The organism is Luteolibacter ambystomatis (genome assembly GCF_018137965.1).
Lineage (GTDB): Bacteria > Verrucomicrobiota > Verrucomicrobiia > Verrucomicrobiales > Akkermansiaceae > Luteolibacter > Luteolibacter ambystomatis.
Genome location: NZ_CP073100.1, coordinates 2104328 through 2127980 on the forward strand (window position 1 = coordinate 2104328; position 23653 = coordinate 2127980).

General features: G+C 63.7%; 15 protein-coding genes. 8 read left to right on the plus strand and 7 right to left on the minus strand.

Features of this window, described 5'->3' with window-relative positions; genetic code table 11:
- Positions 1-51: 51 nt before the first annotated feature.
- The 5 genes from KBB96_RS08065 to KBB96_RS08085 are packed head-to-tail and all read right to left on the minus strand — an operon-like array spanning position 52 to position 4765.
- Positions 52-978, minus strand: coding sequence for a metal ABC transporter permease (locus KBB96_RS08065; RefSeq protein ID WP_211634180.1), 927 nt, complete (start codon positions 976-978; stop codon positions 52-54).
- Entirely contained in the window at positions 975-2261 is a 1287-nt protein-coding gene (locus KBB96_RS08070; RefSeq protein WP_211634182.1) for a metal ABC transporter permease, read from the minus strand. Before KBB96_RS08070 ends, KBB96_RS08065 begins: the two co-directional genes overlap by 4 nt.
- Positions 2258-3022 (minus strand): metal ABC transporter ATP-binding protein, encoded by a 765-nt coding sequence (locus KBB96_RS08075; protein WP_211634184.1) that lies wholly within the window; start codon positions 3020-3022, stop codon positions 2258-2260. Before KBB96_RS08075 ends, KBB96_RS08070 begins: the two co-directional genes overlap by 4 nt.
- A gap of 22 nt (positions 3023-3044) precedes the next feature.
- On the minus strand, positions 3045-3821 hold the full coding sequence (locus tag KBB96_RS08080) for a transporter (protein ID WP_211634185.1): 777 nt from the start codon (positions 3819-3821) through the stop codon (positions 3045-3047).
- On the minus strand, positions 3821-4765 hold the full coding sequence (locus KBB96_RS08085) for a metal ABC transporter solute-binding protein, Zn/Mn family (protein ID WP_211634186.1): 945 nt from the start codon (positions 4763-4765) through the stop codon (positions 3821-3823). Before KBB96_RS08085 ends, KBB96_RS08080 begins: the two co-directional genes overlap by 1 nt.
- 202 nt (positions 4766-4967) lie before the next feature.
- On the opposite strand from KBB96_RS08085, the gene KBB96_RS08090 reads away from it, so the two are divergent.
- From KBB96_RS08090 to nusB, 4 genes are all read left to right on the plus strand, one after another.
- Entirely contained in the window at positions 4968-6203 is a 1236-nt protein-coding gene (locus KBB96_RS08090) for a purple acid phosphatase family protein (RefSeq protein ID WP_211634187.1), read from the plus strand.
- Between the two features lie 96 nt (positions 6204-6299).
- Complete coding sequence (locus KBB96_RS08095; protein ID WP_226373674.1) at positions 6300-7505, plus strand: bifunctional 3,4-dihydroxy-2-butanone-4-phosphate synthase/GTP cyclohydrolase II; 1206 nt, start codon at positions 6300-6302, stop codon at positions 7503-7505.
- A 271-nt stretch (positions 7506-7776) separates the two neighbouring features.
- Positions 7777-8295 carry a 6,7-dimethyl-8-ribityllumazine synthase gene (ribH, locus tag KBB96_RS08100; RefSeq protein ID WP_211634188.1) on the plus strand — a complete coding sequence of 173 codons (519 nt, stop codon included), beginning with the start codon at positions 7777-7779 and terminating at the stop codon, positions 8293-8295.
- Positions 8288-9184 carry a transcription antitermination factor NusB gene (nusB, locus tag KBB96_RS08105; protein ID WP_211634189.1) on the plus strand — a complete coding sequence of 299 codons (897 nt, stop codon included), beginning with the start codon at positions 8288-8290 and terminating at the stop codon, positions 9182-9184. Before ribH ends, nusB begins: the two co-directional genes overlap by 8 nt.
- 114 nt (positions 9185-9298) lie before the next feature.
- On the opposite strand, the gene KBB96_RS08110 is transcribed toward nusB, so the two are convergent.
- Positions 9299-10438, minus strand: coding sequence for a family 8 glycosyl hydrolase (locus KBB96_RS08110; protein ID WP_211634190.1), 1140 nt, complete (start codon positions 10436-10438; stop codon positions 9299-9301).
- Between the two features lie 254 nt (positions 10439-10692).
- Here KBB96_RS08110 and KBB96_RS08115 point away from each other — a divergent pair, with 254 nt between their 5' ends.
- Positions 10693-11982 carry an AI-2E family transporter gene (locus tag KBB96_RS08115; protein ID WP_211634191.1) on the plus strand — a complete coding sequence of 430 codons (1290 nt, stop codon included), beginning with the start codon at positions 10693-10695 and terminating at the stop codon, positions 11980-11982.
- A 53-nt stretch (positions 11983-12035) separates the two neighbouring features.
- A complete protein-coding gene (locus tag KBB96_RS08120; RefSeq protein ID WP_211634192.1) occupies positions 12036-12326 on the plus strand; it encodes a DUF6172 family protein in 291 nt (96 codons plus the stop codon).
- A 199-nt stretch (positions 12327-12525) separates the two neighbouring features.
- On the opposite strand, the gene KBB96_RS08125 is transcribed toward KBB96_RS08120, so the two are convergent.
- Complete coding sequence (locus KBB96_RS08125) at positions 12526-14685, minus strand: family 1 glycosylhydrolase (protein ID WP_211634193.1); 2160 nt, start codon at positions 14683-14685, stop codon at positions 12526-12528.
- A gap of 177 nt (positions 14686-14862) precedes the next feature.
- Between KBB96_RS08125 and KBB96_RS08130 the strand changes: the two genes are divergently transcribed.
- Positions 14863-19263 (plus strand): beta strand repeat-containing protein, encoded by a 4401-nt coding sequence (locus KBB96_RS08130; protein ID WP_211634194.1) that lies wholly within the window; start codon positions 14863-14865, stop codon positions 19261-19263.
- A 164-nt stretch (positions 19264-19427) separates the two neighbouring features.
- Positions 19428-23609, plus strand: coding sequence for a beta strand repeat-containing protein (locus tag KBB96_RS08135; RefSeq protein WP_211634195.1), 4182 nt, complete (start codon positions 19428-19430; stop codon positions 23607-23609).
- The last annotated feature ends 44 nt before the right edge of the window (positions 23610-23653 follow it).

Here is a 23653-nt window from a genome sequence, read left to right on the forward strand (position 1 = left end):
CCCCGGCGGATGCGGGAGAAGGAAAATCCGCCGAATGGGTGTTCTAATGTTCTAACGTACCGCCTTTTTCCGCCATTTCCTCGGACGGATCAATCCATCCATCGGGCCGATCAGCCAGGCGGCACAGAAAAGGGCCGCTCCCGCCAGCACGATGGCCGCCGCCACGTTGCAGTTCAATGCCATGGCCAGATAGAGACCGCCCACACTGGACAGCAGTGCATGGGCTCCGGAGATCATCAGCACGCCGGGCACGCGCTTCGCGCACAGCAGGGCTGTCGCACCGGGCAGGATCAGCAGAGCCACCGCAAGCACCGCGCCCACAGCTTGGAATGACACCACCACCACGATCGACACCGCCCCCATCAGGAGCACATTGCTCCAACCGGGCTTGAAACCCGTGGTCCGGGCGTGGGCGGGATCAAACGAACCCAACAGCAGCGGCCGGTACGCGATCAGCAGGAACGCCCCCATCACGAAAGCCGTCGCCATCGCGGTGAGGGTCACCCGTGGCACTTCCAAACCTCCCAACGCCAGCGTCGCTCCATGGACCGCCGTTTCCAAGCTGCCGAAAAGCACACAGTCCGGATCCAGATCGACCTTGCCCGCATAGGTCCGCAGCAGCAGCACGCCGCCAGCGAAGAACGCCGTGAACGCAATGCCGGTGGCAGCGTCCTCACGGATGCCAGCCCCGCGGCGCAGCGCCTCGATCGTGAGCATCACCAGCAAACCCGCTCCCGCCGCCCCGACCACCAGCAATGGCGAGTCGAGCGAGCCGGTGAACAGGAAAGCGATGACAATCCCGGGCAACACACTGTGGCTGATCGCATCCCCGGCCAGCGCCATCCGGCGCAACACCAGGAACACCCCGGGCAGAGCCGAGGCCAGCGCCACGAAAAACGAGGTGACCACCAGCCAGCAGGTGGATTCCGAGCGCCAGGGCAGCGCCCACCATTCCGGATTGAAGATTTCCGCGGTCATGAAAGCCCTCCTTTCCCATCCTTGCCCACCGCAGGGATCGGACGGCCGTGGGGATCGAGTGAGGGGAAATCCAGAGTCTCCTCCAGGCGCCGCACCTCGTCCTCGCCGATGAAATGTTCCACGCGCTCCGCATCCTCATGGACGTGATCGGCCGCATAGGAAGCCCGCTCGGTGAGATAACGCTCCCACAGGCGGTGGTTGCGCACGATCTCCTCGGCGCGGCGGCGGCCGGTCGTCGTCAGCAGCAACCCGGAGCGGTCGTCGGACCACGTCGCATCCTTGCCCGCCACCAGCCGTCCCACACCACGCGCGAGCACCGTCACCGGACGGCCATCGCGTTTGGAAAGCTCCAGCAGCGTCACGCCATCGTGACGGAAGCCCCCCTCCTCCATCACCCGGAAGATGGATTTCAAGAGGTTCTCACGAGCGATGCGGCGGCGCATCTTCCAATGACGCCACGCATGCGCGAGAATGCCATCCCGCGGCGCGAACAGGGAAACCAAGGCAAAGGCCGCGCACACCGCGAGCGCCATCACCGGTCCGGTGGGCAGTCCCGTCCGGACGCCGGAGATCCACACCCCACTGGATGCGGAAACGGCCCCGATGAGACAGGAAGCCGTGACCACCCGGCCGAAGCGATGGCTCAGCTTCAATGCGGCGGCAGCCGGAGCGATCAGCATGGCACTGATCAGCACCACCCCCACCGCCTGCATCGCCACCACGATGGAGGCGGAAAGCAGGAAATAGAACAGACGGTCCAGCCACTGGACGGGATAACCCAGGAGCCGTGAAAACCCGGCATCGAAGGCCGTGACATGCAGCAGGCGGAACAACACGCCGACCACGCCCAGCGTCAGCACCGTGACGCCCGCCAGCAACCGCAGGTCCCGCTGGTCGATCGCGGCGGCCTGCCCATAGAGATAAGCCTGCACGCCGGATGGCTGGTGGATCGAGATCATCGCGATGCCGCCGGCGAAGAACACGGAGAGCACGATGCCGAGCGCCGCATCCGGCTTCAACCGTGTGGTGCGCTGGATCGCATGCATCACCGCGCTGCCCGCCATGCCTGCGAGCAGGGCCGCAGCGAGCACCACCAGCGGGTCCCGCTGGGTGTTCCATACCAGTCCGGCCACGATACCCGGCAACACGGCGTGCGAAAGCATGTCCCCGGTGAGAGCCATGCGGCGCACGACCACGAAGGCTCCGAGCGTGCCGCAGCACAGTCCCAACAAAAGCGCCGCGGCCAGCGCGGTGCCGAAGGCGGTATGGAGCCACTCCGTCATGACCGGGGTCCACGGGCCGCGCGATCGGCAACCTGGCTGAGAAGGGTGAGACGGCCGCCGTAGGTCTTGTCCAGCAGCTCGGGCGTGAACACGTCCGCCGTATCGCCGAAGGCCACGAGATTCAGGTTCAGGAGCATCATCATGTCGAAGTAACGCTCGGCGGTGTGTAGGTCGTGATGTACGACAAGCACCGTTTTTCCGCGATCCCGCATTTCCCTCAATAGTTCCACGATGGCGCGCTCTGTAGCCGCATCCACCCCGGCGAAGGGCTCGTCCATGAGATAGAGATCCGCCTCCTGCGCCAGCGCTCGGGCGAGGAACACCCGCTGCTGCTGACCGCCGCTGAGCTCGCCGATCTGGCGGTCCGCGAACGGCGTCATGCCGACTTTCTCCAGCGCCGCGCGGGCGCGTTCCCGCTCCGCCTTGCCAGGACGCTTGAACCAACCCAGCGAACCATAGGTGCCCATCAGCGCCACATCCGCCACCGTGACCGGAAAATCCCAGTCCACGCTCTCGCGCTGCGGCACGTAGCCGACCCGCCGCAGCGATTGCTCCAGCGGCTTGCCGAAGATCTCGACCCTGCCGCCGGAGGGCTTCACCACGCCCATCACCGCCTTCAGCATGGTCGACTTGCCGGCGCCGTTCGGGCCGATGATGCCTACCAGCCGGCCGGGCGGAACCACCACATCCACCCCGTAGAGCACCGGCTGGTGCCGGTAGCTCACGGACAAATCGTGGGTCTCAAGAGCGGGGACGTTCATGGACGATGATCGGATCGCATCATTAGAAGCGGAAGGTCACCCCTTGGAACAGACCGAAGTCTTCCGCGGCATCATTGAGGCCGAGCGTGAAACCCACATCCCATTGCAGGTTCTCCGTCTGTCCCCACGTGAGACCCGCGCTCGCGGTGGCCTCATAGCGGCCGTGGCCGGTGTTTCCGATGTATTCCAGATAGAGACCGAGCGAATCGGTGAGATCGAATCCGAGCACGGCGGTGTGGACGAAGTCCCACTCGTGGCGGCCCTTGTCGGAGTCCCACACGCGATCAATCTCCGCCATCAGGCCGAGACCCACGCCATCGCACAGTTCGATCGACAGCGGGGCGATGAGACCTCCTTCCCATTCGCCGGTGCTGACCTCCGTCTGGGTCGGGATCGAAATGAAGGGCATGAGGGCGAAGGCGGTCTTGCCACCGTCATTGCCCCAGAAATTCTGCTTCCAGCGCACTTCGACATCGCCGAAGCCATCCAAACGATCGGTCATGCCGAGGCCCTTGGACCGCTCCGTGATCCAAGGGCGCAGCACGAGCTGGAGGTCGCTGCATTCGGTGATGCCGAACTTCACGTTCGTTTCGCCAAGCGTCCACGTTTCGGTGGTGATGCCCGCGTCCTTGTCGCGGGTGAAGCTCCAGAAGCTGGATTCAATCTGGATCGCGCCGGGCTCGACGGAAACCGGGCTCTCGGTGGTGTCCGGGCGGTCGGGTGAAAGCTCGCGTTTGAACTCCGAGGCGGAAACGACGGCAGCAGTGGCTGCGAAGGCGAGAAGTGTCTGGCGGATCATTACTTCAGACCCTCCACGATGGCGTTGATGTTGTGCTTCTGCATGCCGATGTAAGTGCCCTGGTCATAGGATTCGCCATTCACCTCCTCGACATCGCCGGGCTTGCCCATGGCATCCGAGAAAAGCTGGTACTTCGAGATCTGCGCGCCCGCCTCGGCAGCGACGGCCGAGATTCCTTTCGCGTTCACCGAGGATTCCGAGAACAGCGTGCGGATACCGCGGCCACGGATGAAGGACACGAGTTGTTCCCGGTCCTTGATGCCCGCTTCCGCCACCGTCGAGACCCCTTGGAGACCACGGACTTCGAAGCCGAAGCCCTTGCCGAAGTAGAAGAACGCGTCGTGGCTGGTCACCAGCACTCGCTTGTCCGCGGGAATCTCCGCGATCCGCTTCTTCGACCAGGCATTGAGCGCCTCCAGCTCCTTCTTGTAGGCCTCGCCACGCTCGCGGTAACCTGCGGCTCCTTCCGGGTCGGCCTTGGAAAGCGTTTCCACCACCGGATCGACGGTGCTCAGCCACAGCGAGGAATCCCCCCACACATGCGGGTCCTTGGTGCCTTCGAAACCTTCCTGGGGTGCGAGGAGGCTGCCTTCGGGAATGCCGCGCGTTACCGGCACCACCACCCGGCCGCGCTTGGCCATGGCTTCCAGGGTTTCCTGCATCTTCCCCTCCAGATGGAGACCACCGTAGAAAACCACATCCGCTTTTTCCAGCGAGGTGGAGTCCTCCAGCTTCGGCACGTAGTTGTGCGGGTCCACTCCGGGCCCCATCAGCCCCTTGACCTGCACCCGGTCACCACCCACCCGGTTCACCAGGTCCGTCACCATCGTCACGGTCGTCGTGACCTGCAGTTGCTTCCCTGCCTCGCGGGATTTCTCCGGCGAGCAGCCAATCAGGCCCAGCGCCATCATCAGCGCGGCCAGCCATCCAGTCGTTCGTGTCATGCGCGGCACCGTAGGCACGAACCGACACGCCTCAAGCCAAATTTTAGCCTAAACTAATTTTTGTTTCATAGGCCATTTTTGATTTCCTACCGGAATTTTATTACCTCGCGGCATATCGCCACCTCGAATGGCCAAAATGCCATAAGGTTCGGCTGCTATGCCCATCGCAAAAGGGGCTGAGCATGGTTGAATGGCAGGCATCATGAACCTTTCCCGCCGTTCCCTCCTCAAGCAAGCTGGCCTCCTCGCCACCGCCCTGCCACTCAGCCGCGCCCTCGGAGTGGATACCCCGGCCCCCGAGCCGCTGCCGGACGTGCTCCTCCCCTATCTCCAGAATCCCGCCGCGGATGGCATGACCGTCTGCTTCCTCGCCCAGAAGGCCACGGCCGTGAAAGTCGCCACAGTGAAAGACGGCCAATCGAAGCTCGTGGAAATGGAAGCCACCGGCACCGCCATTCCGGGCACGCCGTGGACCTTCTGGAAGACCCGTCTCAGCAAACTCCAGCCCGGCACCGCCTACCGCTACCAGGTCCGCTACACCTCGGAGGACAAGCCGCAGGCCACGCCGATCTACACCTTCCGCACTTTCAACCCGAAGGCCCCGGAACTGAAGGTGGCCATCTTCAACGACATCCACAACCACCTCGATACCTTCGAAGCCGCGCTGGCCAATCTGAAGAAGGACGAGTTTGAATTCAGCATCTTCAATGGCGACATGATCAACGACCCGAGCGCCTCCGATGGAGCCTCGGTCGTCTTCCGTCTGTGGAATGACTACGTCCGCCTGCTCGATGGCTCGCAGAAACCGATCGTCTTCATCCGTGGCAACCACGAGCTGCGCGGCAGCTTCAGCAAGAAGCTCGCCTACATGTTCGACCTGCCACACCTCGATGCCGCCGCTCCGGAGGCGGACCAGCAATGGCAGTTCGCGTTCAATGCCGGACCCGTCCACTTCACCTTCATGGATACCGGCGAGGACGATTCCCCGACCACCGATCCCACCAGCTACAAGCGCCCGCGTTTCTGGGAAGCCTTCCGCCGCAAGCAGACCGCGTGGCTCGATCAGCACCTCGCCACTCCTGCGGTGAAGGATGCACGGCACCGTGTCTTCGTCGCCCACATCCCGCTGCATGATCCCACCGGCGACTACTCCATCGTCTCGCGCGACGAATGGAGCAACCGCATCGCCACCGCGAAGTTCGATCTCATGCTCGCCGGTCACGACCACGCGTGGAAGTATCTGCCGGAGAAAAAATCCTTCACCGTCGACAAGGGGCCGGAAACCGACACCCCGCCGATCCCCGTGCTCATCGGCGGTGGCCCGGCGATGAAGCAGGGCACCGTCATCCTCCTCACCGCGGACTCGAAGGGCCTGCGCACGAAGATGTTCGCGTCCGATGGCGGCAAGGTCCTGCACGAAGGCAGCTACAAGGCGTGAGCCGCCGGATCGCTTCCCAAGATCGAAATCCCCACTCCTCGAATCACTCCGCATTCGGCGGTTGTCCCGGGGCCGATCCGGGTCTAGATCTTCCGCGTGTCCGAGAGCGCATTGGAATTCAGCCCGATTGAGGAAATCATCGCCGAGGTGGCTGCCGGCCGGTTGGTCATCGTGGCGGACGACCCCTCCCGAGAGAACGAGGCCGACCTCATCGGGGCCGCCTCGCTCTGCACGCCGGAAATGGTCAATTTCATGGCGGTCCACGCCCGCGGGCTGATCTGTGCGCCGATCACCGCCGAGCGAGCGCAGCACTTGGAACTTCCCCAGATGGCCCGCCGCAACCGCGAGGGCCAGAAAACCGCCTTCACCGTCTCCGTGGATGCCGCCAGAGGCATCACCACCGGTATTTCCGCCGCCGACCGTGCGCTGGCGGTCAAGCTGCTGGCCGATGGCAGCGTGGGTCCGGACGATTTCGTACAGCCGGGCCATGTCTTCCCCCTCGCCGCCATGGAGGGCGGCGTGCTGCGCCGCGCCGGTCATACCGAAGCCGCCATCGATCTGGCCCGCCTCGCCGGTCTGCCACCCGCAGGAGTGATCTGTGAAGTGATGAATGATGACGGCACGATGGCCCGTGTCGGCCAGCTCGGTGACTATCAGAAGAAGCACGGCCTGAAAGCCTGCACCATCGCCCAGCTCATCGAATGGCGGCGCAAGTCGGAGAAACTCGTCGAGCGCGAGCAGACCATCAAGCTGCCCACCGACTACGGTGATTTCGACTGCCATCTCTACAAGGTCCACACCGATGGATCGCACCACCTCGCCCTTTCGAAAGGTCCTATCGACCCGGAAAAGCCGGTGCTCGTCCGCGTCCACTCCGAGTGCCTGACCGGTGACGTGTTCCTCTCAAAGCGCTGCGATTGCGGCGGCCAGCTCGCCAAGGCTCTGGAGCGTATCTCCCAGGAAGGTGGCGTGCTGCTCTACCTCCGCCAGGAAGGCCGTGGCATCGGCCTCGCCGCGAAGATCCACGCCTACAAGCTCCAGGAACTAGGCCTCGACACCATCGAGGCCAATGAAAAGCTCGGCTTCGCCTCCGACCTGCGCGACTACGGCATGGGTGCCCAGATCCTCTGCGATCTCGGCGTGCGTCGCATCCGCCTGCTCACGAACAACCCGAAAAAGGTCGTCGGTCTCGGCGGCTACGGCCTGGAAATCGTCGAGCAACTGCCGATCAGCCTGCCCGCCAACCCGCACAACGAGAAGTATCTCGAAACGAAGAAGCTGCGGATGGGCCACACGCTGTGAGGCCTCTACTTACGTAGCTTCTCCTTCAGAAGGGCGTCTCCAGCGTCGCCCCGGCTAGGGAGCAACCAGATGGGTGGAGCTTTCTTTCGTAAAGCCATCCCGATCTCGAGATGGCTGGCAGCCGTGGCGACAAAAGAAACGCAAGACACCCTCCTGAAGGAGGAACTACGTACACAGACAACGTTTTTCTTCCCTCCGGAGCCGCCCGCCGGTAGGCTCCCTGCCCCTTCGCCCGGTTGACTTTTCCGTCACCTGCCGCCATATCCCGCCCATGTCGTCGGCCCTGCCACCCAGACCCCGGATCATCGGACCCAAAGTCCGGATTTGCATCGTTGCGTCGAAATACAATGAGCAATACACCGACGCACTCGTGGAGAACACCGTCGAGGAACTCGGCGTGTTGGTCCCGCAGGCCCGCGTGGATCTGATCCGCGTGCCGGGTGCCTTCGAGATCCCGGTGACCATCGCCAACGTGCTCGACCGCGAGCCGCCGGCCTGCGTGATCGCCCTCGGCCTCATCATCCGCGGCGGCACCGACCACGCCGACCAGATCGCCACCTCGATCACCCAGTCCCTCCAGCAGCTCGCCATCCAATCGAAGCGCCCCGTGATCCATGAGGTGCTGCTGGTCAATGACGAGAAGCAGGCCTACGCCCGCTGCATCGGAGCCAATCTCAACCGTGGCCGTGAAGCCGCCCGCGCCGCCGCCAGCATGATCGACATCTTCATGGAGCTCGACCGTTCCATGCCGAAGCCCACCCCCGTCCGCTCCTCCAGCCGCAATGCCTAGCCGCCGTCAGATCCGCGAAGCGGTCATCCAGTTTTTGTATTGCGCCGATCTCGAAGGTGGAGCCGATCCGGTCGCCCTGCGCGAGCCGTTCTGGGAATTCATCACCGAGTCGGACCGCCGCAATCTCCAGGTCGCGACCTTCCGCACCGTGTCCCATCTCGCGCATGGCCGTGAGACACGCCTGGAGGAATTCGTGGCGCGCAAGACCCTCGCGGATGCCTTTCTCTCCGCCCGCCCGGAAGCCGAGCGCCTGAAGCTGGAGCTCGCCCGCATCGACGAGCTGGAAGCCAAATGGAGCGCCGCCTTCGACCAGCTCAACCGCATCCCGCGCGAAGGCGATGACGATGCCGTGGCCGGCAAGATCGAGTTCGCGCTCAACGCCCTTTTCAAGATCGACCGCGATCTCGCCGCCAGCCGCAAGCGCTTCCTGCTCGGCACCGAGGATCATCCGGTGCTCCGCGGCCAGCTTGAGGCGGTGTCCGCCACGGTGCGCCGGCTCCAGCGCATCTCCGACCGCCTGCGCATGGTCGAAGCTCCGGAACAATTCCCCGACCAGGCCGATCTGGCAAAGCTCCGCGAGTCCCGCTCCGAGATCGCCGCGCTGCGCAGTGAGTCCGACAAGATGGTCGATGGCATCCTCCGCACCAAGGAGGAGCTCGACGAGCGCCTCGCCCAGGTGGTCGAGAACTACGTCCCCGAGCGTATCGATCCCGTGGACCGTGCGGTGCTGCGTCTCGCCGCGTATGAGATTTACCACGCAGGCGTGCCGCACAAGGTGGTGATCAACGAGGCGATCGAACTCGCCAAACGTTTCGGCACCACCGACTCCGGTCGCTTCGTCAATGGCGTCTTGGATCGCCTGGCGAAGGACGCGAGCCCGAGTGCGTGAAGACGGATCGCAACTGAAAGCTCCGCAAAATGTAGGGGGAAGCTCCGCTTTCCCTCTTTGAGGTCGGACATCACCCGTATTCCAGCTCCCCCCGTTCGAAAGCAGAGCTTTCGACTACATTTCCCAATAATTCCCCGTCATCACCAGCAGGCACAGCAGGTTCACCGAATCCTCATAATACTCCTGCCTCGATTTACGAGACTTCCCGTAGATCGAATCCAACAGCTTCTGGTTCTCCTGATCCAGCATCGCCGCCACTCCGAAGGGCGAGACGAAGAAGATGCTGGAATAGTCGCTGCCCTCCACAGGCTTTCCGTCCAGCTTGTAACCCGCCTTGATCTTCGCCGCATCTCCACCGGTGGCCCTCCGGACCCACGCCGCCATCTTCCTGGCCTGCGCGGTGGACGCCGCGTTTCCATTCAGAAGCGCATCGGTCCCGATCCTCCATGGATCACGTCCGGCGTTGTAGAAATACGCGCCATCGTTCTCTCCCTCCAAAAACTTCGGCCCCGCCGGCTTCGCGGCTGAAGGCGGTTTCGCATCGATGATGAAATCCGGCAGCAGACCCGACTCCGGGCTGTAGTTCTTCTGAAGTGCATCCACCACCGCGGAGCAGTTGTCCGCCACCGTGTTCCAAACCGGATCACCGGAGAACTTCGCCCACGTCCGGAAGTGCGAGGGCAGCAGGTCCGAACTACGCGGCGTGTATTGGTTGAACTTCTTGTCATCCGCCTTCACCCAGTTGCCCAGCAGCGGCAAACGGCTTTGCGGTCCGACGCAGCCTTTCAACTGGGCCGCGATCACCTCCTTCGCCGCCTCCTTGTAAGGAACCACCCCACCCCCGCCCCATTGCGCATGCGCCAGGATCAGTCCCTGCGCGATATCCGCATCACCATCGAAAGCGCTGGTGCCGCCGCCATGGTCGGCAGCCTCCAGCGGCACCCGCCACTGCATCAGCCCCGGCGTCTTCTTGTCGGGATGGGCCTTCGCAAACAGATACAATCCATCGAACAACGCCCGCGCCTCCGGATCATGCCCCGCCATGATCGCCACGATCACCATGCCGTAGCCCTGCCCCTCGGACACCGTCACCCCGGACTTCGGCGGCGTCTTTCCGAACGCCACGCGATAGAGCGTCCTGCCCGTAGTCGGGTCCTTGCCCGCCTCCTTCACATAGTCCTTCTTCCACGCGTCATAGGCGGCCCGCACGTCCGCATCCTGCTGCTCCTGCGTAAAGCCAGAAGGCCGGATCACCGCCCCCGGATACCGGACATGCGCCGGGAAGGGCCGCGTCTGGGCCGTCAGGGGTCCCGACAAAGCCGCGCACAGGATGAGGAATCGTGTCATGCAACCGGCCTACGAAAACAGCGCGCTTTCCCTTACACCCCAAAAGAGTAGGGCTTCAGGGGGCCGAAGGCTCCTGAGCTCCGAAACCTCAACTCCTTCGAATCCCCGCCGGTTTTTCCAATTCCTCCCCGTGCTCATGTTCTGATAGACCATCCCGCGAAATGTCGCGCTACCCCACCCGCTTCCAGCAAAAGACGCTCTGGAATGCCGCCACCGGTCTCGGGATTCTCGTGCTTGGCGCGTTGCTGGTCGGCTTCACCTGGCTGATCGGGCAGATGTTCGGTTTCCTCCAACCGGTCTTGATCCCGCTGCTGATCGCAGGCGTGATCGCCTACCTTCTCGATCCCGTCGTCGTGTGGCTGGAGAAGCGCGGGATGAAACGGCTGTGGGCGGTGATGATCGTGTTCCTCGCCCTGCTGCTCACCTTCGGCGGCATGGCCGCGGCCCTCATGCCCGGCATCAAGAGCGGCAAGCAGACCCTCCAGAGAGTCTTCCAGCCGAACAAGCAGGCCACCCCGGACCCGACCGATGAGGATGACAAGCATCTCATTCCCCAGCTCGTCCGGTCGCTGAAGAAGCTCCGCGCCGATCACGCCACTGATCCCATCGGCTATGCGCTCGCGGAGGTGGATGATCTCGGCAAGGCGGTCGAAACGCCGTCCGATGACGAGACGCTCGAATTCCTCGAAAAGACCCGCATCGGCCGCATGTTCTTCGAAAACAAGGCCACCATCCTCTCCACCGGCCGCACCTGGCTCAGCACCGGCACCAGCAAGGTGCTGGCCTTCCTCGGCCTCGTGCTCGGCATGATCATGGTGCCAGTCTATCTGTTTTTCTTCCTCAAGGAGTCCGCCGCCATCCGCGATCACTGGCACGACTACGTCCCCCTGAAAGCCTCGCGCTTCAAGACCGAGCTGGTCGATTGTCTGAAGGAGATCAACGGCTACCTCATCTCGTTCTTCCGTGGGCAGGTGCTCGTCGCCCTGATCGATGGCGTACTCGTCGGCATCGGCCTCACGATCTACGGCCTGCCCTACGGCCTGCTGATCGGTGCCTTCATGGCCATCCTCGGAGTCATCCCCTACATCGGCAACATCCTCTGCCTTGTGCCCGCCTGCATCATCGGCTATCTGCATGCCCAAGGCGTCGCGCCGTGGGGCCTCGGGCCGGGCGGCTACGTGATCGGCGTGGTGGCGATCTTCATCGGCGTGCAGCAGATCAATTCGCTGGTGACCGCACCGAAGATCGTCGGCGACTCGGTCGGCCTGCATCCCTTGACGGTGATCTTCTCCATGCTGTTCTGGTCCTTGGTGCTCGGTGGCTTCGTCGGCGCGCTGCTCGCCGTGCCTTTGACCGCCGCGGTGAAGGTGCTGTTCCGCCGCTACATCTGGGAACGCCAGCTCAAGGAAGACGCTGAAACCGCCGGGGGACCGCGGATGTTTGATGACTGACGGGCCGTTTTCCGCGATGGACAAACGCGCCCGGCGGGTCCACAAGCCCGCCCGTGAAGAAAACGTTTCCGCTCCAGGTTGAAGGATTGAAGCCTCCGCGTGTCGTGGAGGCGATCAAGCATGACATCCGGAAATACGTGAAACGCGAGCGCCGCAAGGCCCTGCCGGAAGGTGTCGATTTCTGGGACTTCCACTGCCGCGTCGGCGCGGAAGCGGCCAATACCAAGGCCATCCACGTGGACGACATCCCGCATGAGATCGACGAGGCAGCGAAGGCCGAGCAGCCCGGCATCTACATCGAAATCCTAGCCGCCCCCGGCACCCGGACGAAGAAACCCGGCTGAGGATTGGAGGCTCTGGATTTTTTAGCCGCAAAAAGGCGCAAAAGACGCAAGGGGAAGAGCTATCTTTATACTTGGCTCCTCCTTCATAGGGCGTCTGACACGCTGATGCTCAACCCCGTTCCCCTAAAGGAGAAACTACATACCTCGCGCAAACGCCTCTTCTTTTTACGTCTTTTGCGCCTTCTTGCGGCTAAAAAATTCACACTCCCCGCGTCGTCGCCGCGGCGATGATCTCCCGATATACCTCCACCTCCGCCGTCTCCACGCGACGCAGTTCCGGGTCCTTGTCCATGTCCACGAAGTAGAGGCCGAAGTCCGTGTTCGGATCGAACGGATGGCCCCATTCCCGGTTGGAAGTGATCGACCAGCAGTTGTAGCCGCTCACCGGCACGCCCTTGTCGATGGCCTTCTCCACCTGCTGGAGATGCAGCTTCAGATACTCGCCGCGCGGCACACCATTCGCCTCCGGCACGCTGCCGTTCTCCACGATAAACAGCTCCTGCCCTGGAAACCAACGGTGGAAACGCCGCAAGGCATGGAACAACCCCTGCGGCCATACCGGAGCCTGGATGAACTTGCCGTGGGCCGCATCCTCCAGAGATCGGAAACGGTGCAGCTTGTGCGTCGGCAGACCCCAGTAATAGTCAAGCCCCACGAAATCCTGCGCGCCAATCGCCTCATCCGGGCAAAGCTCCACCGGCAAACGCCCGGAGGTCCCCAGATACCACCAGTTCGCATTCGCGATCAAGCTCGTCGTCCCCCAGAAGCGCCACGCCCAGTTCAGCCAGCTCGATTTCGAAGACAGCGCCTTCGCCCGCCGCGAGGGCTCCAGTGGCACGATCTCGAGCAGATCCTCATCCCCCATCACCTGGTGCGCGATGCGCCGCGCGAGCAACAGTTCAAGGCCCTCGCCACGACACGCGGGTGAAAGCCCCGGCGTGTCCTTGCGCAGACCGATGCGGATGCGGCCACGGCGGCGGATGTGCTTCATCGAGCGCCCCCGCCCTTCGCCGGGACGTTCGTTCTCCGCCGGTCCCCACAGCACCTCCGCCAGCGAAACCGGCGGCAGCTTGCCCTCATCCGATGGCGCGGCGGGCTGGATCCATGGTTCTTCCCGCCCCGCAGTCACCTCACGCTGGAACGTCGCCACCACCCGGTTCACGCGCTCCAACAGATCGCCATGGCCGTTCGGCGCGAGCACCACATAGGACTCGTCGCTCAATCCGGTGACGAGAAAGCGGAACGACCCGCTCTCCTCCAAACCATGCGGCATCAGAAAGGGCGCGTCCCCATACACCGCGTCGACCGCTCCGACGGCCAGCGAACTACGAGCTTCATCGTAGTTTGAAAAAATCCGCTTCTTGGCGGACGGAGGCAGGTCGCGCTTCCACCCGTCCGGCTGGTTGCCGATGCCGAGCACACCCACGCGCTTGTCCGCGAGTGAATCCATCCCCTCACCCGCCCAATCCGCCTTCACCAACACCGCCTTGCCCGTCCGCAGATAGGGATCGCTCGATTCAAAACGACCATGGCGTCCGGAGGTGATACCACCGATCACCAGATCCACCTTCGCCCGCTCGCCCACCAGCGCCCCACGCGTGGTGAACTTGAACAATGCCTCCGACAGACGGCGATGGCACGCCGCCCAGTCCATCAGCATCTGGAGCCACGTGGGGAATCCCGTCACCAGCGGGTTCACACCCACCTTCGTTTCGGAACGCCGCGCCTTGATCTTTACCCGCGCCCGCGCGTGCGCCCGGAACAGCGAGGGCACCAGCCTCCCCACCGCCGCGGCTTCCTCATCCACCTCCTCGCCGCGCGGTAGTCCCGGCGGCATGTAGTAGCGGTTCCGCCACCACGGCTTGATGTAGCCGAAGGTGAGCTGGCTCGGCTCGTTGAAAGTGATCCAGTAGTCCACCAGGCCCCCCATCGCCTCCGCCACCCGGTCCGCATAGCGGGCGAAGAGATCCGGAAACCGCTTTCCCAGCATCCCCCCGTGGTCCCTTTCCAACCATACCGGCCAGACGAAGTGGTGCAGCGTCAGCATCACCTGCATGCCATGACTGCGGACGCATTCCGCCACCCGCCGGTAGTGCGCCAGCGCCTCCGGATCGAACACACCCTCGGATGTTTCCACCCGCGCCCACGCCGTGGAAAAGCGGAACAACTTGCAGCCCATCGCCGCGGCCGCCGCGATGTCCTCCTCATAGCGGTTCCAGAAATCGGTGGCACGTCCGCGGGGTGAGAGGCCCTGCGTCCGCTCCCACAGGTCCCACACATCCTCATGCCGGGGATCGTGGGCTTCCACCTGATGGTCCGCATTGGCCGTGCCGAAAAGAAAGTTCAGTGGGAAAGCCATCGGACACCCTTCTTGTGGCCTCCGAACCTCCTGCGGACAAGCCGGAAGCTGCGTCAGTTCCGTCGCTTGCCGGCCCAATCTGCATCACAGTGTTAGACAGTTTTTTGGAGTGCGCACCGCTTCGCCCCGGGGACATGGCATGCAATTGCTACAACGATTGCATTTTTATTTTTGCCCATGAAACCCAGACTTATCCCCCTTCTTGCCGTTATTACGTTCTGCTCGAATACCCTCGCCGCCGATGTCTCCTGGGACATCAGCACGGCCTCCGGGATCACCGGAGGAGCAGGCTCCTGGAACAACCTCGCCACCACCTGGACGACCGACAGTGGAGCCACCAACTTCGCTTGGAGCAACACGACCAATGCCGCGGACACCACCCTCTTCAGCGGCACCGCAGGCACGGTGACACTGGCCAATCCGATCAACGCCGCAGCGCTCAAGAGCACCATCACCGGCTACACCGTCGCAGGTTCCTTCCTCGGATTCGGCGCGAATCCGGGCGTGGTGGACACCAGCGCCCTGACCGCTGCGGGTGTCACCACGATCTCCACCTCCCTTGGCGGCACCGCCGGTCTCACCATCGCAGGCAATGGCGACCTCACCGCGAATGGCGGTGGCAGCAGCGGCCTTGTCACTCTTTCCGGCATCAATACGGATCTCTCCGGCGGCATTTCCATCACCTCCGGACTGGTGAATACCAACACTCCTGCCGCCTTCGGCAGCTACTCGTTCGCGGCCGGCAGTGGCAACACCCTCACGCTTTCCAACGGAGCCGGCCTCGTCACCGCCACCACCGCCGCCAACATCCTCTACCCGCTCGGAAACAACATCGTCTTCTCCGGCGCCACCAATGCCACGCTGCGCAGCTACGGCACCCGCTTCCTGGTGCTGAACGGCCAGATCTCCGGCACCACCGGCTTCAATGTCACCGATGGCGGCACGCTCCAGCTCACCAATGCCGCCAACAGCTTCGATGGACCGGTTTCGATTCTCAACGGCGCGTTGAACGCCCGCTCCCTCGGCAATGTCGGCGTGGGCATGAGTTCGCTCGGTGCCCCCACCACCGCGGCCCATGGCACGATCACCATCGGTTCCACCACCCTGACCGCCGGACTGATCTACAGCGGCAGCGGCGAGACCACCGACCGCGTGCTGAACTTCGCAGGTACTACAGGCCCCGTATCTCTCACCCAGTCCGGCTACGGCCAGCTCGTCTTCTCCAGCACCCCCACCTTCACCGGATCGGGGGCGAAGACCCTCACCCTCACCGGTTCCACCGTCGGCCGCGGCGAGTTCGCCGGAGCGATCGTGGACAACGGCGGAGCCACTTCCGTGACGAAGACCGGCACCGGTCGCTGGACCCTCTCCGGAAACAATACCTACACCGGTGCCACCACTGTCAGCGCCGGCACCCTGTCCCTCACCGGCAGCAACACTTCCTCCATCAGCGTCGCCGCCGGTGCCACCCTGACCGGCTCCGGCAGCACCACCGGCACCGTCACGCTCGCCAGCGGCTCGAATCTGCTGATCGGCAATGGTTTCATCAATAGCAACGGCATCACACCCACGGCCGTGAACCTCATCGCACGCGCGCAGTCGGTGACGATGGGTGCCAATACGATCGATGTGATGGGTTACGGCTCCGGCGGAGCACCCGCCGTACAGGACTTCAATGCCGCCTCCTATCGCGGAGGCATTGTGGCGGATGACAACGTGAACCTGAAACTCACGCTTTCCTTCACCGCCTCGGCGCGGACATGGAATGGCACGAGCACCACCTGGGACCTCGGCACCACTCCGGCATGGCTCGAAGGCGATACCGCCTTCTATTCCGGTGATGCGGTGACGTTCCCGGACATCGCCGGAGACACCGTTGTCACGCTGGGAGCTACGGTCGCGCCCTCGTCCATCGCGGTGACAAACAACAATGCCGCCAACTATACCATCTCCGGCAGCGGTTCCATCACCGGCACCACCGCGCTGACGAAAAGTGGCGGCGGCTCACTGACCCTCTCCACCTCGAACACCTACACTGGTGCCACGACTGTCAGCAACGGCCTGCTCTCCGCCGCCGCGACCAATGCCTTCGGCACCGGTACCGTCACGCTCAGCGGCGGCAATCTGGGACTGGTCGGCAATACGGCGATCACGATCCCCAATACCATCACCGGCTCCGGTGGGGTCGCGGTCACCGGCACCGCCCAATCCACCTTGAGCGGAGATCTCAGCGGCTTCGCGGGCACCATCGACATCAACACCACCGGCGCGGGCAAGCTTGCGCTGACCCCGGCGGGAGCGGGTGCCCTGCCATCCTCCGCGGTCGTCAACGTGAACGCGGCGACGACCTGCTTCCTCAATGGCACCGGAAACTACGCGAACACCTTCTATCTTCTCGGAGCCTCCAATACCGAGAACCTTGGCGCGCTGCGTGTGGATGCGGGCACCATCGTCTCGGGCAGCGTGGTGCTCGGCGCGAACTCCAGCGTCGGTGCGGTTTCCGGCAGCGGGGAAATCAGCGGCATCATCAGTGAAGTGGGCGGCGCCCGCTCGCTGACGAAGCAGGGCGCGGGAACGATCGTCCTCTCCGGCGCGAACAGCTACAGCGGCAACACCACCATCACCTCCGGCACGCTCTCGCTGGCCAATGCCAGTGCCGTGCCGTCCACCGGCTCGCTCACCTTCAGCTCCGGCACGGCGGTCGGCGTGCTCGGCACCCTGAACATCGGCAGCTATTCCCCGCAGTTCACCGGATTGACGGTCAGCTACAATCCCAACAGTACTTCCGCCGCCGCCAGCGCCGTCCTCGCCGGTCCCGGCACCCTTGCCATCCAAGGGTCATCGGACTTCAGCGTCATCAACAATTCGTCTGTCACTCCGGGAGCGACCGCCTGGCAGGTGCTGCTCGACGCCAGCAATCTCCGCAACCTGGTTTACAACGCACCGTCCAACAAGGTCGCCATCGGGGGCAATGGCAATGCCCGCAGCGGCAATCTCACGATGGGCACCAACAGCACCTTCACCGCCTCAAGCTTCGAATTGCAGAACGGGATGCCGGGCAACAACACGGCGAAAACCAGCACCATCAACCTCGGCGTGAACACCACGATCAACGCCAACACGTTGATCGTTCTTGCCAGCAACAACAAGGACAGCGCCACCCTGCAGTTCCGCAGCGGTCTTGTGAAACCCACCGTCACCATCCGCGGCACCAATGGCACGGACCGGGCCGCTTGGAATGTCGGAACGGCATTCACCGGTACTGGCACCGCTCTGGTGGACCTCACCACCGGAGTCACCGGGGGCAGCCAGCTCGATGCACTGGTGGGTACCCTTCAGATTGGCCAGAAAACCGCTGGCGCGAACGTGGCCAACTCCAATTTTCTGATGGGCGGCGGCACGCTGGATGCCACCTCCATCAACCTCGGCAACCTCACCATCAATGGGGGAACCTTGAATGCCACGCTCTCGATCACGGGAGGGACCGTGAAGGTGGGCACGCTCACCATGGGCACTCAGACCGCCGGCACGCTGAACTCCACACTCAATCTGAATGGAGGTGCCATCCTGGCCGCCCAGACCGTTCAAAACGGAACCGGAACCGCCACCCGCAATCTCAACTGGAACGACGGCACCATCACCACCTTCGACTCCGCCACCGATCTCACCATCGGCAGTCCGATCAAGCTCGCCGCCACCGGCACCCACACTTTCAACATCCCTACCGGCCGCACGGCGACGGTCAACGGAGTGGTCGGCGAAGCCGCCGCAGGAGGTGCGATCACCAAAACCGGAGATGGCAAGGTGGTGCTGTCCAACACCAACACCTATACAGGTGATACCTTGGTCAATGGCGGCACACTCTCGCTCGGAGCCGCCTCCCTGGCGGACACGGCCGATGTGAAAATCACCAATGCCGCGACTCTCGAACTCACCCATGCCGCCATCGATACGATCGATGAACTCTACATCGACGGCGTCCAGCAATCGACCGGCATCTGGGGTTCGCTCGCTTCCACCGCCCCGCACAAGACGGACCGCATCACCGGCACGGGACTGCTGCGGGTCACCACCGGTGTCGCCACCGATCCGTATGCGGACTGGGTCATCACCAGCAACCTGACCACCGGTGTCAATGATGCGAAGAACCAGGATCCCGACCAGGACGGCCTCAGCAACTTCTACGAGTATGCCTTGGACGGCAATCCACTCTCGGGTACCCGCAGTGGCAAGGTGGTCGCCAAGGTCGCCACCCTCACCATCAACGCGACTCCCCAGAAGGTGCTCACACTGACCCTGCCGGTGAGAGGCACTCCGTCCTTCAGCGGCCAAACGGACCTGACATCCACTGCTACGGAAGGTGTGATCTATCACATCCAGAGCAGCGCCGATCTCACGGACTGGACCTCGATTCCGGTACAGGAAGTTCCATCCGGCCAGCAAGGTTCCCTCCAGACCAGTCTGGCATTGCCTCCGATCACCGCGGGGATGACGTATCGCTCCTTCTACGTCCCAGGTTCGGACCCGACCCTGACGCCCAAGCTGTTCATGCGTGCCAAAGTCGAGGAATCCCCCTGATTCACAATCACTCATGATGCTTTCCCGCTCTGTCCGCCATGGGTGGACAGGGCGGAAACTACGTACAATCTGCCAAGTTTTCCTAAGCAGTTTTTGACAGGCCCGGCCGTTTGCGACCGCAGGGGATGGCGTGCAATTTCCCGACGCTTCGCATTCCCGGCATCATGAAATCCAAGATCCTCCCGCTTTTCGTCGTCGCTTGTTTCTCACCCACCCTCCTTGCCGATACCATCTCCTGGACCGGCACCACCACGGGTGATTGGACCACTCCGGCCAACTGGAGCAACAATACGGCGCCCGCCGCAGGCAACGCCTACGCGGCGACCGGCACCGGCAAGACCGTCAACTCCCCCGCCACCGGCAACGTCACCTTCGCCGGTGACTCGCTCGCGGTTGCCAACGGCTCCGCGCTGAAACTGATCACCACCAACGGTGGCGGCACGCTTGTCTCCACCTTCACCATTCCCAACCTGACGCTCGATGGCGCGACGGTCTCCCCGGCCAGTTCTCTCGGCTCGGTGACCCAGACGCTGGCCAATCAGCTGGCACTGGCCAATGCCGTGACTGTCGAGATGAACGATGCAGGCGGCTTCACCAACGGCCTCACGTTCAACAATGGTTATGTGGGCTCCGGTTCGCTCACCATCAAGCGCGGCGGCACCACCGGCAGCAGCCGCAATGTCGTCATCGGCGGCACGAATTCCACCGCCGCCTACAGCGGTGCCGTGAGTGTCACGGGCAATTCCAGTGGCAAGACCGTCGCCGTGACCATCAACCCGGGCACCGGCTGGGGCGGAGGCAATCTCACCATCGGACAATGGTCGTCCGTCACCCTCGGTGCGGACACCACCGGTACCGGCGGTGTCACGGTCGCGGCGAACGGCACGCTCCAGATCGGCAATGCCGCGGGGACGGGATCGCTGGCAAAGGACATTCTCAACAACGGCTCGGTCGCTTTCAACCGCACCGGAACCCTCGTCCACGGCGGCATCATCTCCGGCACCGGTTCCGTCAGCCTGAATGGTACGGGTTCCATCGTACTAACGGGTGCCAATACCCACACCGGCGGCACCACGCTGAATTCCGGCATGCTCGTGCTGGGCGGCGCGGATGCCATCGGCTCCACCGGCAATCTCACTCTCAAGGGCGGCACGCTCCAGTTCAGCCCGTCCAACAAGACCGACTACAGCAGCCGCATCCACATCGCGGATACCAGTGGCTCCGGCGCCAGTGTCACCCTCGATACGACCAGCCGCTCGGTGGTCTTCGCCAATCCGCTCACCATCGATGCGACCGGCACCGTCACCCTGACCAAGACCGGTATCGGCACGCTCACCCTGGAAGGCGCGAACACCTACACCGGCGCAACGACGGTCAATGCCGGCACCCTCAAGCTGAACGGTTCCCTGGCTTCTCCGATCACCGTGGCCTCCGGAGCCACCCTGACGGGCGGTGGCAGCACCACCGGCAGCCTCACGCTGTCCTCCGGCTCCAGCCTGCTGGTGGGCAACAGCCACATCACCGCAAGCGGTGTGTCCGCCGCTGCCGTGACGCTGCTCCCCGATGCCGCTTCCGTGGTGCCGGGCACGAACCTTTTCACCGTTGTCGGCTACAACGGTGCGGGCACTCCGATGGTGAGCGAGTTCTCCACCGCCGGATTCCGCAACGGTTTCATCGCGGATGATGCCGGGAATTTCGCCATCCTCTTCCAATTCGATGCGGCGGCCCGCACCTGGGGCGGCGTCACGGGCACTTGGGATCTGGGCGGCAGTGCTTCCTGGACCGGTGGTGACAATCTGTTCTTCAACGGAGACACCGCCACCTTCGGAGACATCACCGCCGACAACCTGGTGACCCTCACCGGCACCCTGGCCCCGGCAGCGGTCACCATCGCGAACAACACCACCTTCGGCTACACTTTCAGTGGCACCGGTTCGATCGCCGGAAACACCGCTCTCAGCAAGACCGGTCCGGGTCCGCTGGTCGTCTCCACCAGCAATACCTACACCGGTGGCACCACGCTCAATGGCGGCACCACCACCGCCACCGCTGCCAATGCCCTTGGTACCGGCCCGGTGACGATCACCTCCGGCACCATCGCGCTGGATGGCGGCACCCTGCCGAACACCATCAGCGGCACCGGCGACATCCTCGCCACCGGCACTTCGCAGGGTACTCTCTCCGGCAACCTGAGCGGACTGACCGGCACGGCCACCGTGTCCACCACTGCCGGCGGCAAGCTGGCCATCACCGGTGCGACCGTGGCTCCCACCACCCTGCCGGTTACCCTCTCTTCGGGAGCGACGCTTTACGCGGCGAACGGTGCCACCATCGCTGGAACCATCAGCGTGACCGGCACCGGCAATACCGAAGGCCTCGGTGCCATCCGCCTGGACACCGGAGCTACCGCCAGCGGCGCGATCACCCTCAACAACGACTCCACCATCGGTAGCAACAGCGGCACCGGCACCATCTCCGGTGCCATCGGTGAAGCCGGTGGCGCGCGCGCTCTGACGAAAGTTGGCAGCGGCACGGTCATGCTCAGCGGGGCCAATACCTTCACGGGTATCATGAACCTCTCCGGCGGCACGCTGCTGCTGGGTGCGTCGAACACGTTGGCAACGGTATCAAAACTCAACTTCACCACCACCGGCTCCACACTCGACATCGGCTCCACCAGCCCGACCTTCCCCATCCTGACCGCCAACAGCGTCGGCACTTCCAGCGTGACCCACAACGTGAAGGGAACCGGCACGCTTACCGTGAACGGCGCCTCCGACCTGCTGATCCAGAACCCGGGCAGCAGCAGCCTCGGCACCACCCTCACCATGGACATGAGCGGTCTCGCCAATCTGGTTTACAACCGTTCCTCCAACAGCGTCATCATCACCGGCACCGGCAACAACCGTCCTGTCACCGCGACGCTGGCGAACAACACGACGATCACCGCCGCGAACTTCCACATCCAGAACGACAGCTCGGGCAACAACACCGCCCACACCGCCACCGTCAATCTGGGCAACACCACCACGCTGAACGTCAACAACCTCAACCTGCTGAACAACGCCAGCTCCCGCGACAATGCGACGCTCCGTTTCCGCAGCGGCGGGGTCAATCCGACGCTGGTCATCCGCGCCGCCGATGGCACCGGCCGCGCCAACATCAAGGTCGGCGCAAGCAGCACGGTGACCAACAGCGGCGTCCAAACCGGAGCCGTCGATTTGCTCACCGGTGTCAGCGGCACCAGCAAACTCGATGCCCTCGTTGGAACGCTCAGCATCGGTGATGGCCGCAACACCTCCGCCTCCACCTACTCCTTCATCATGGGCAGTGGCACGCTCGACGCCACCGCCCTGATCGTCGGCAACAAGAACGGCGTGGCCGGCACACCGAATGCCAACTTCAGCGTCACCGGTGGCACCGTGAAGGCGACCACCGTCACTCTCGGCGTGGTCGCTTCCGGAGGCACCGGAGTGAACTCCACGCTCACGCTCAACGGCAGCTCCGTTCTAGCCGCGCAGACCATCGCCACCGGCACCGGTGCGGGCACCCGCACCTTTTCCTGGAACAGCGGCACGATCACAACGCTGGATGCCAGCACAGACCTCACCGTCAGCAGCGCGCTCAAACTCGCCGCCACCGGCAATCATGTCTTCGACATCGGCACCGGCCGCACCGGCACGGTAAGCGGCATCATCAGCGAAGCCGCCGCAGGTGGTGTGCTGACCAAGGCGGGAGCAGGTACGCTCGTCCTCTCCGGAGTGAACACTTACACCGGTGACACGCTGGTGACCGGCGGCACGCTGACGCTGTCGAATGCGTTCCTCGCCGATACCGCGGATGTGAAGCTGAGCAACGGCGCGGTGCTCAATCTGAACCACGCCGCCACCGACACCGTCGATGAACTCTACATCGATGGCGTCCAGCAGGCTCCGGGCACCTGGGGTTCCCTCACCTCCTCCGCCACCCACAAAACCGCCCGCATCACCGGCACCGGCCTCCTGCAGGTGACCACGGGTGCGAGCGCCAGCAGCTACTCCACCTGGGCCGCCACCAATGCGGGCGGACAACCGGCGGACGGCGACTTCGACAGCGACGGCGTGAAGAACGGCGTGGAATACTTCTTCGGAGCAACTCCCGGCTTCACCGCCAACCCGGCCACCGTCAACGGCACGATCACCTGGCCGAAGGACGCCACCGCCGCCGCCACTCCGATCGTCGAAACCTCCGCCGACCTGATCACCTGGACCCCTGTCACCTTCACGGACAACGGCACCTCGATCCAATACACCATCCCCACCGGTGATCCGAAGCGCTTCGTCCGCCTCCGCGTGACGGTGCCGTAAACCGCGGGACATTCTCCCCCCAATCCAAAAACCCACCCGGTTCC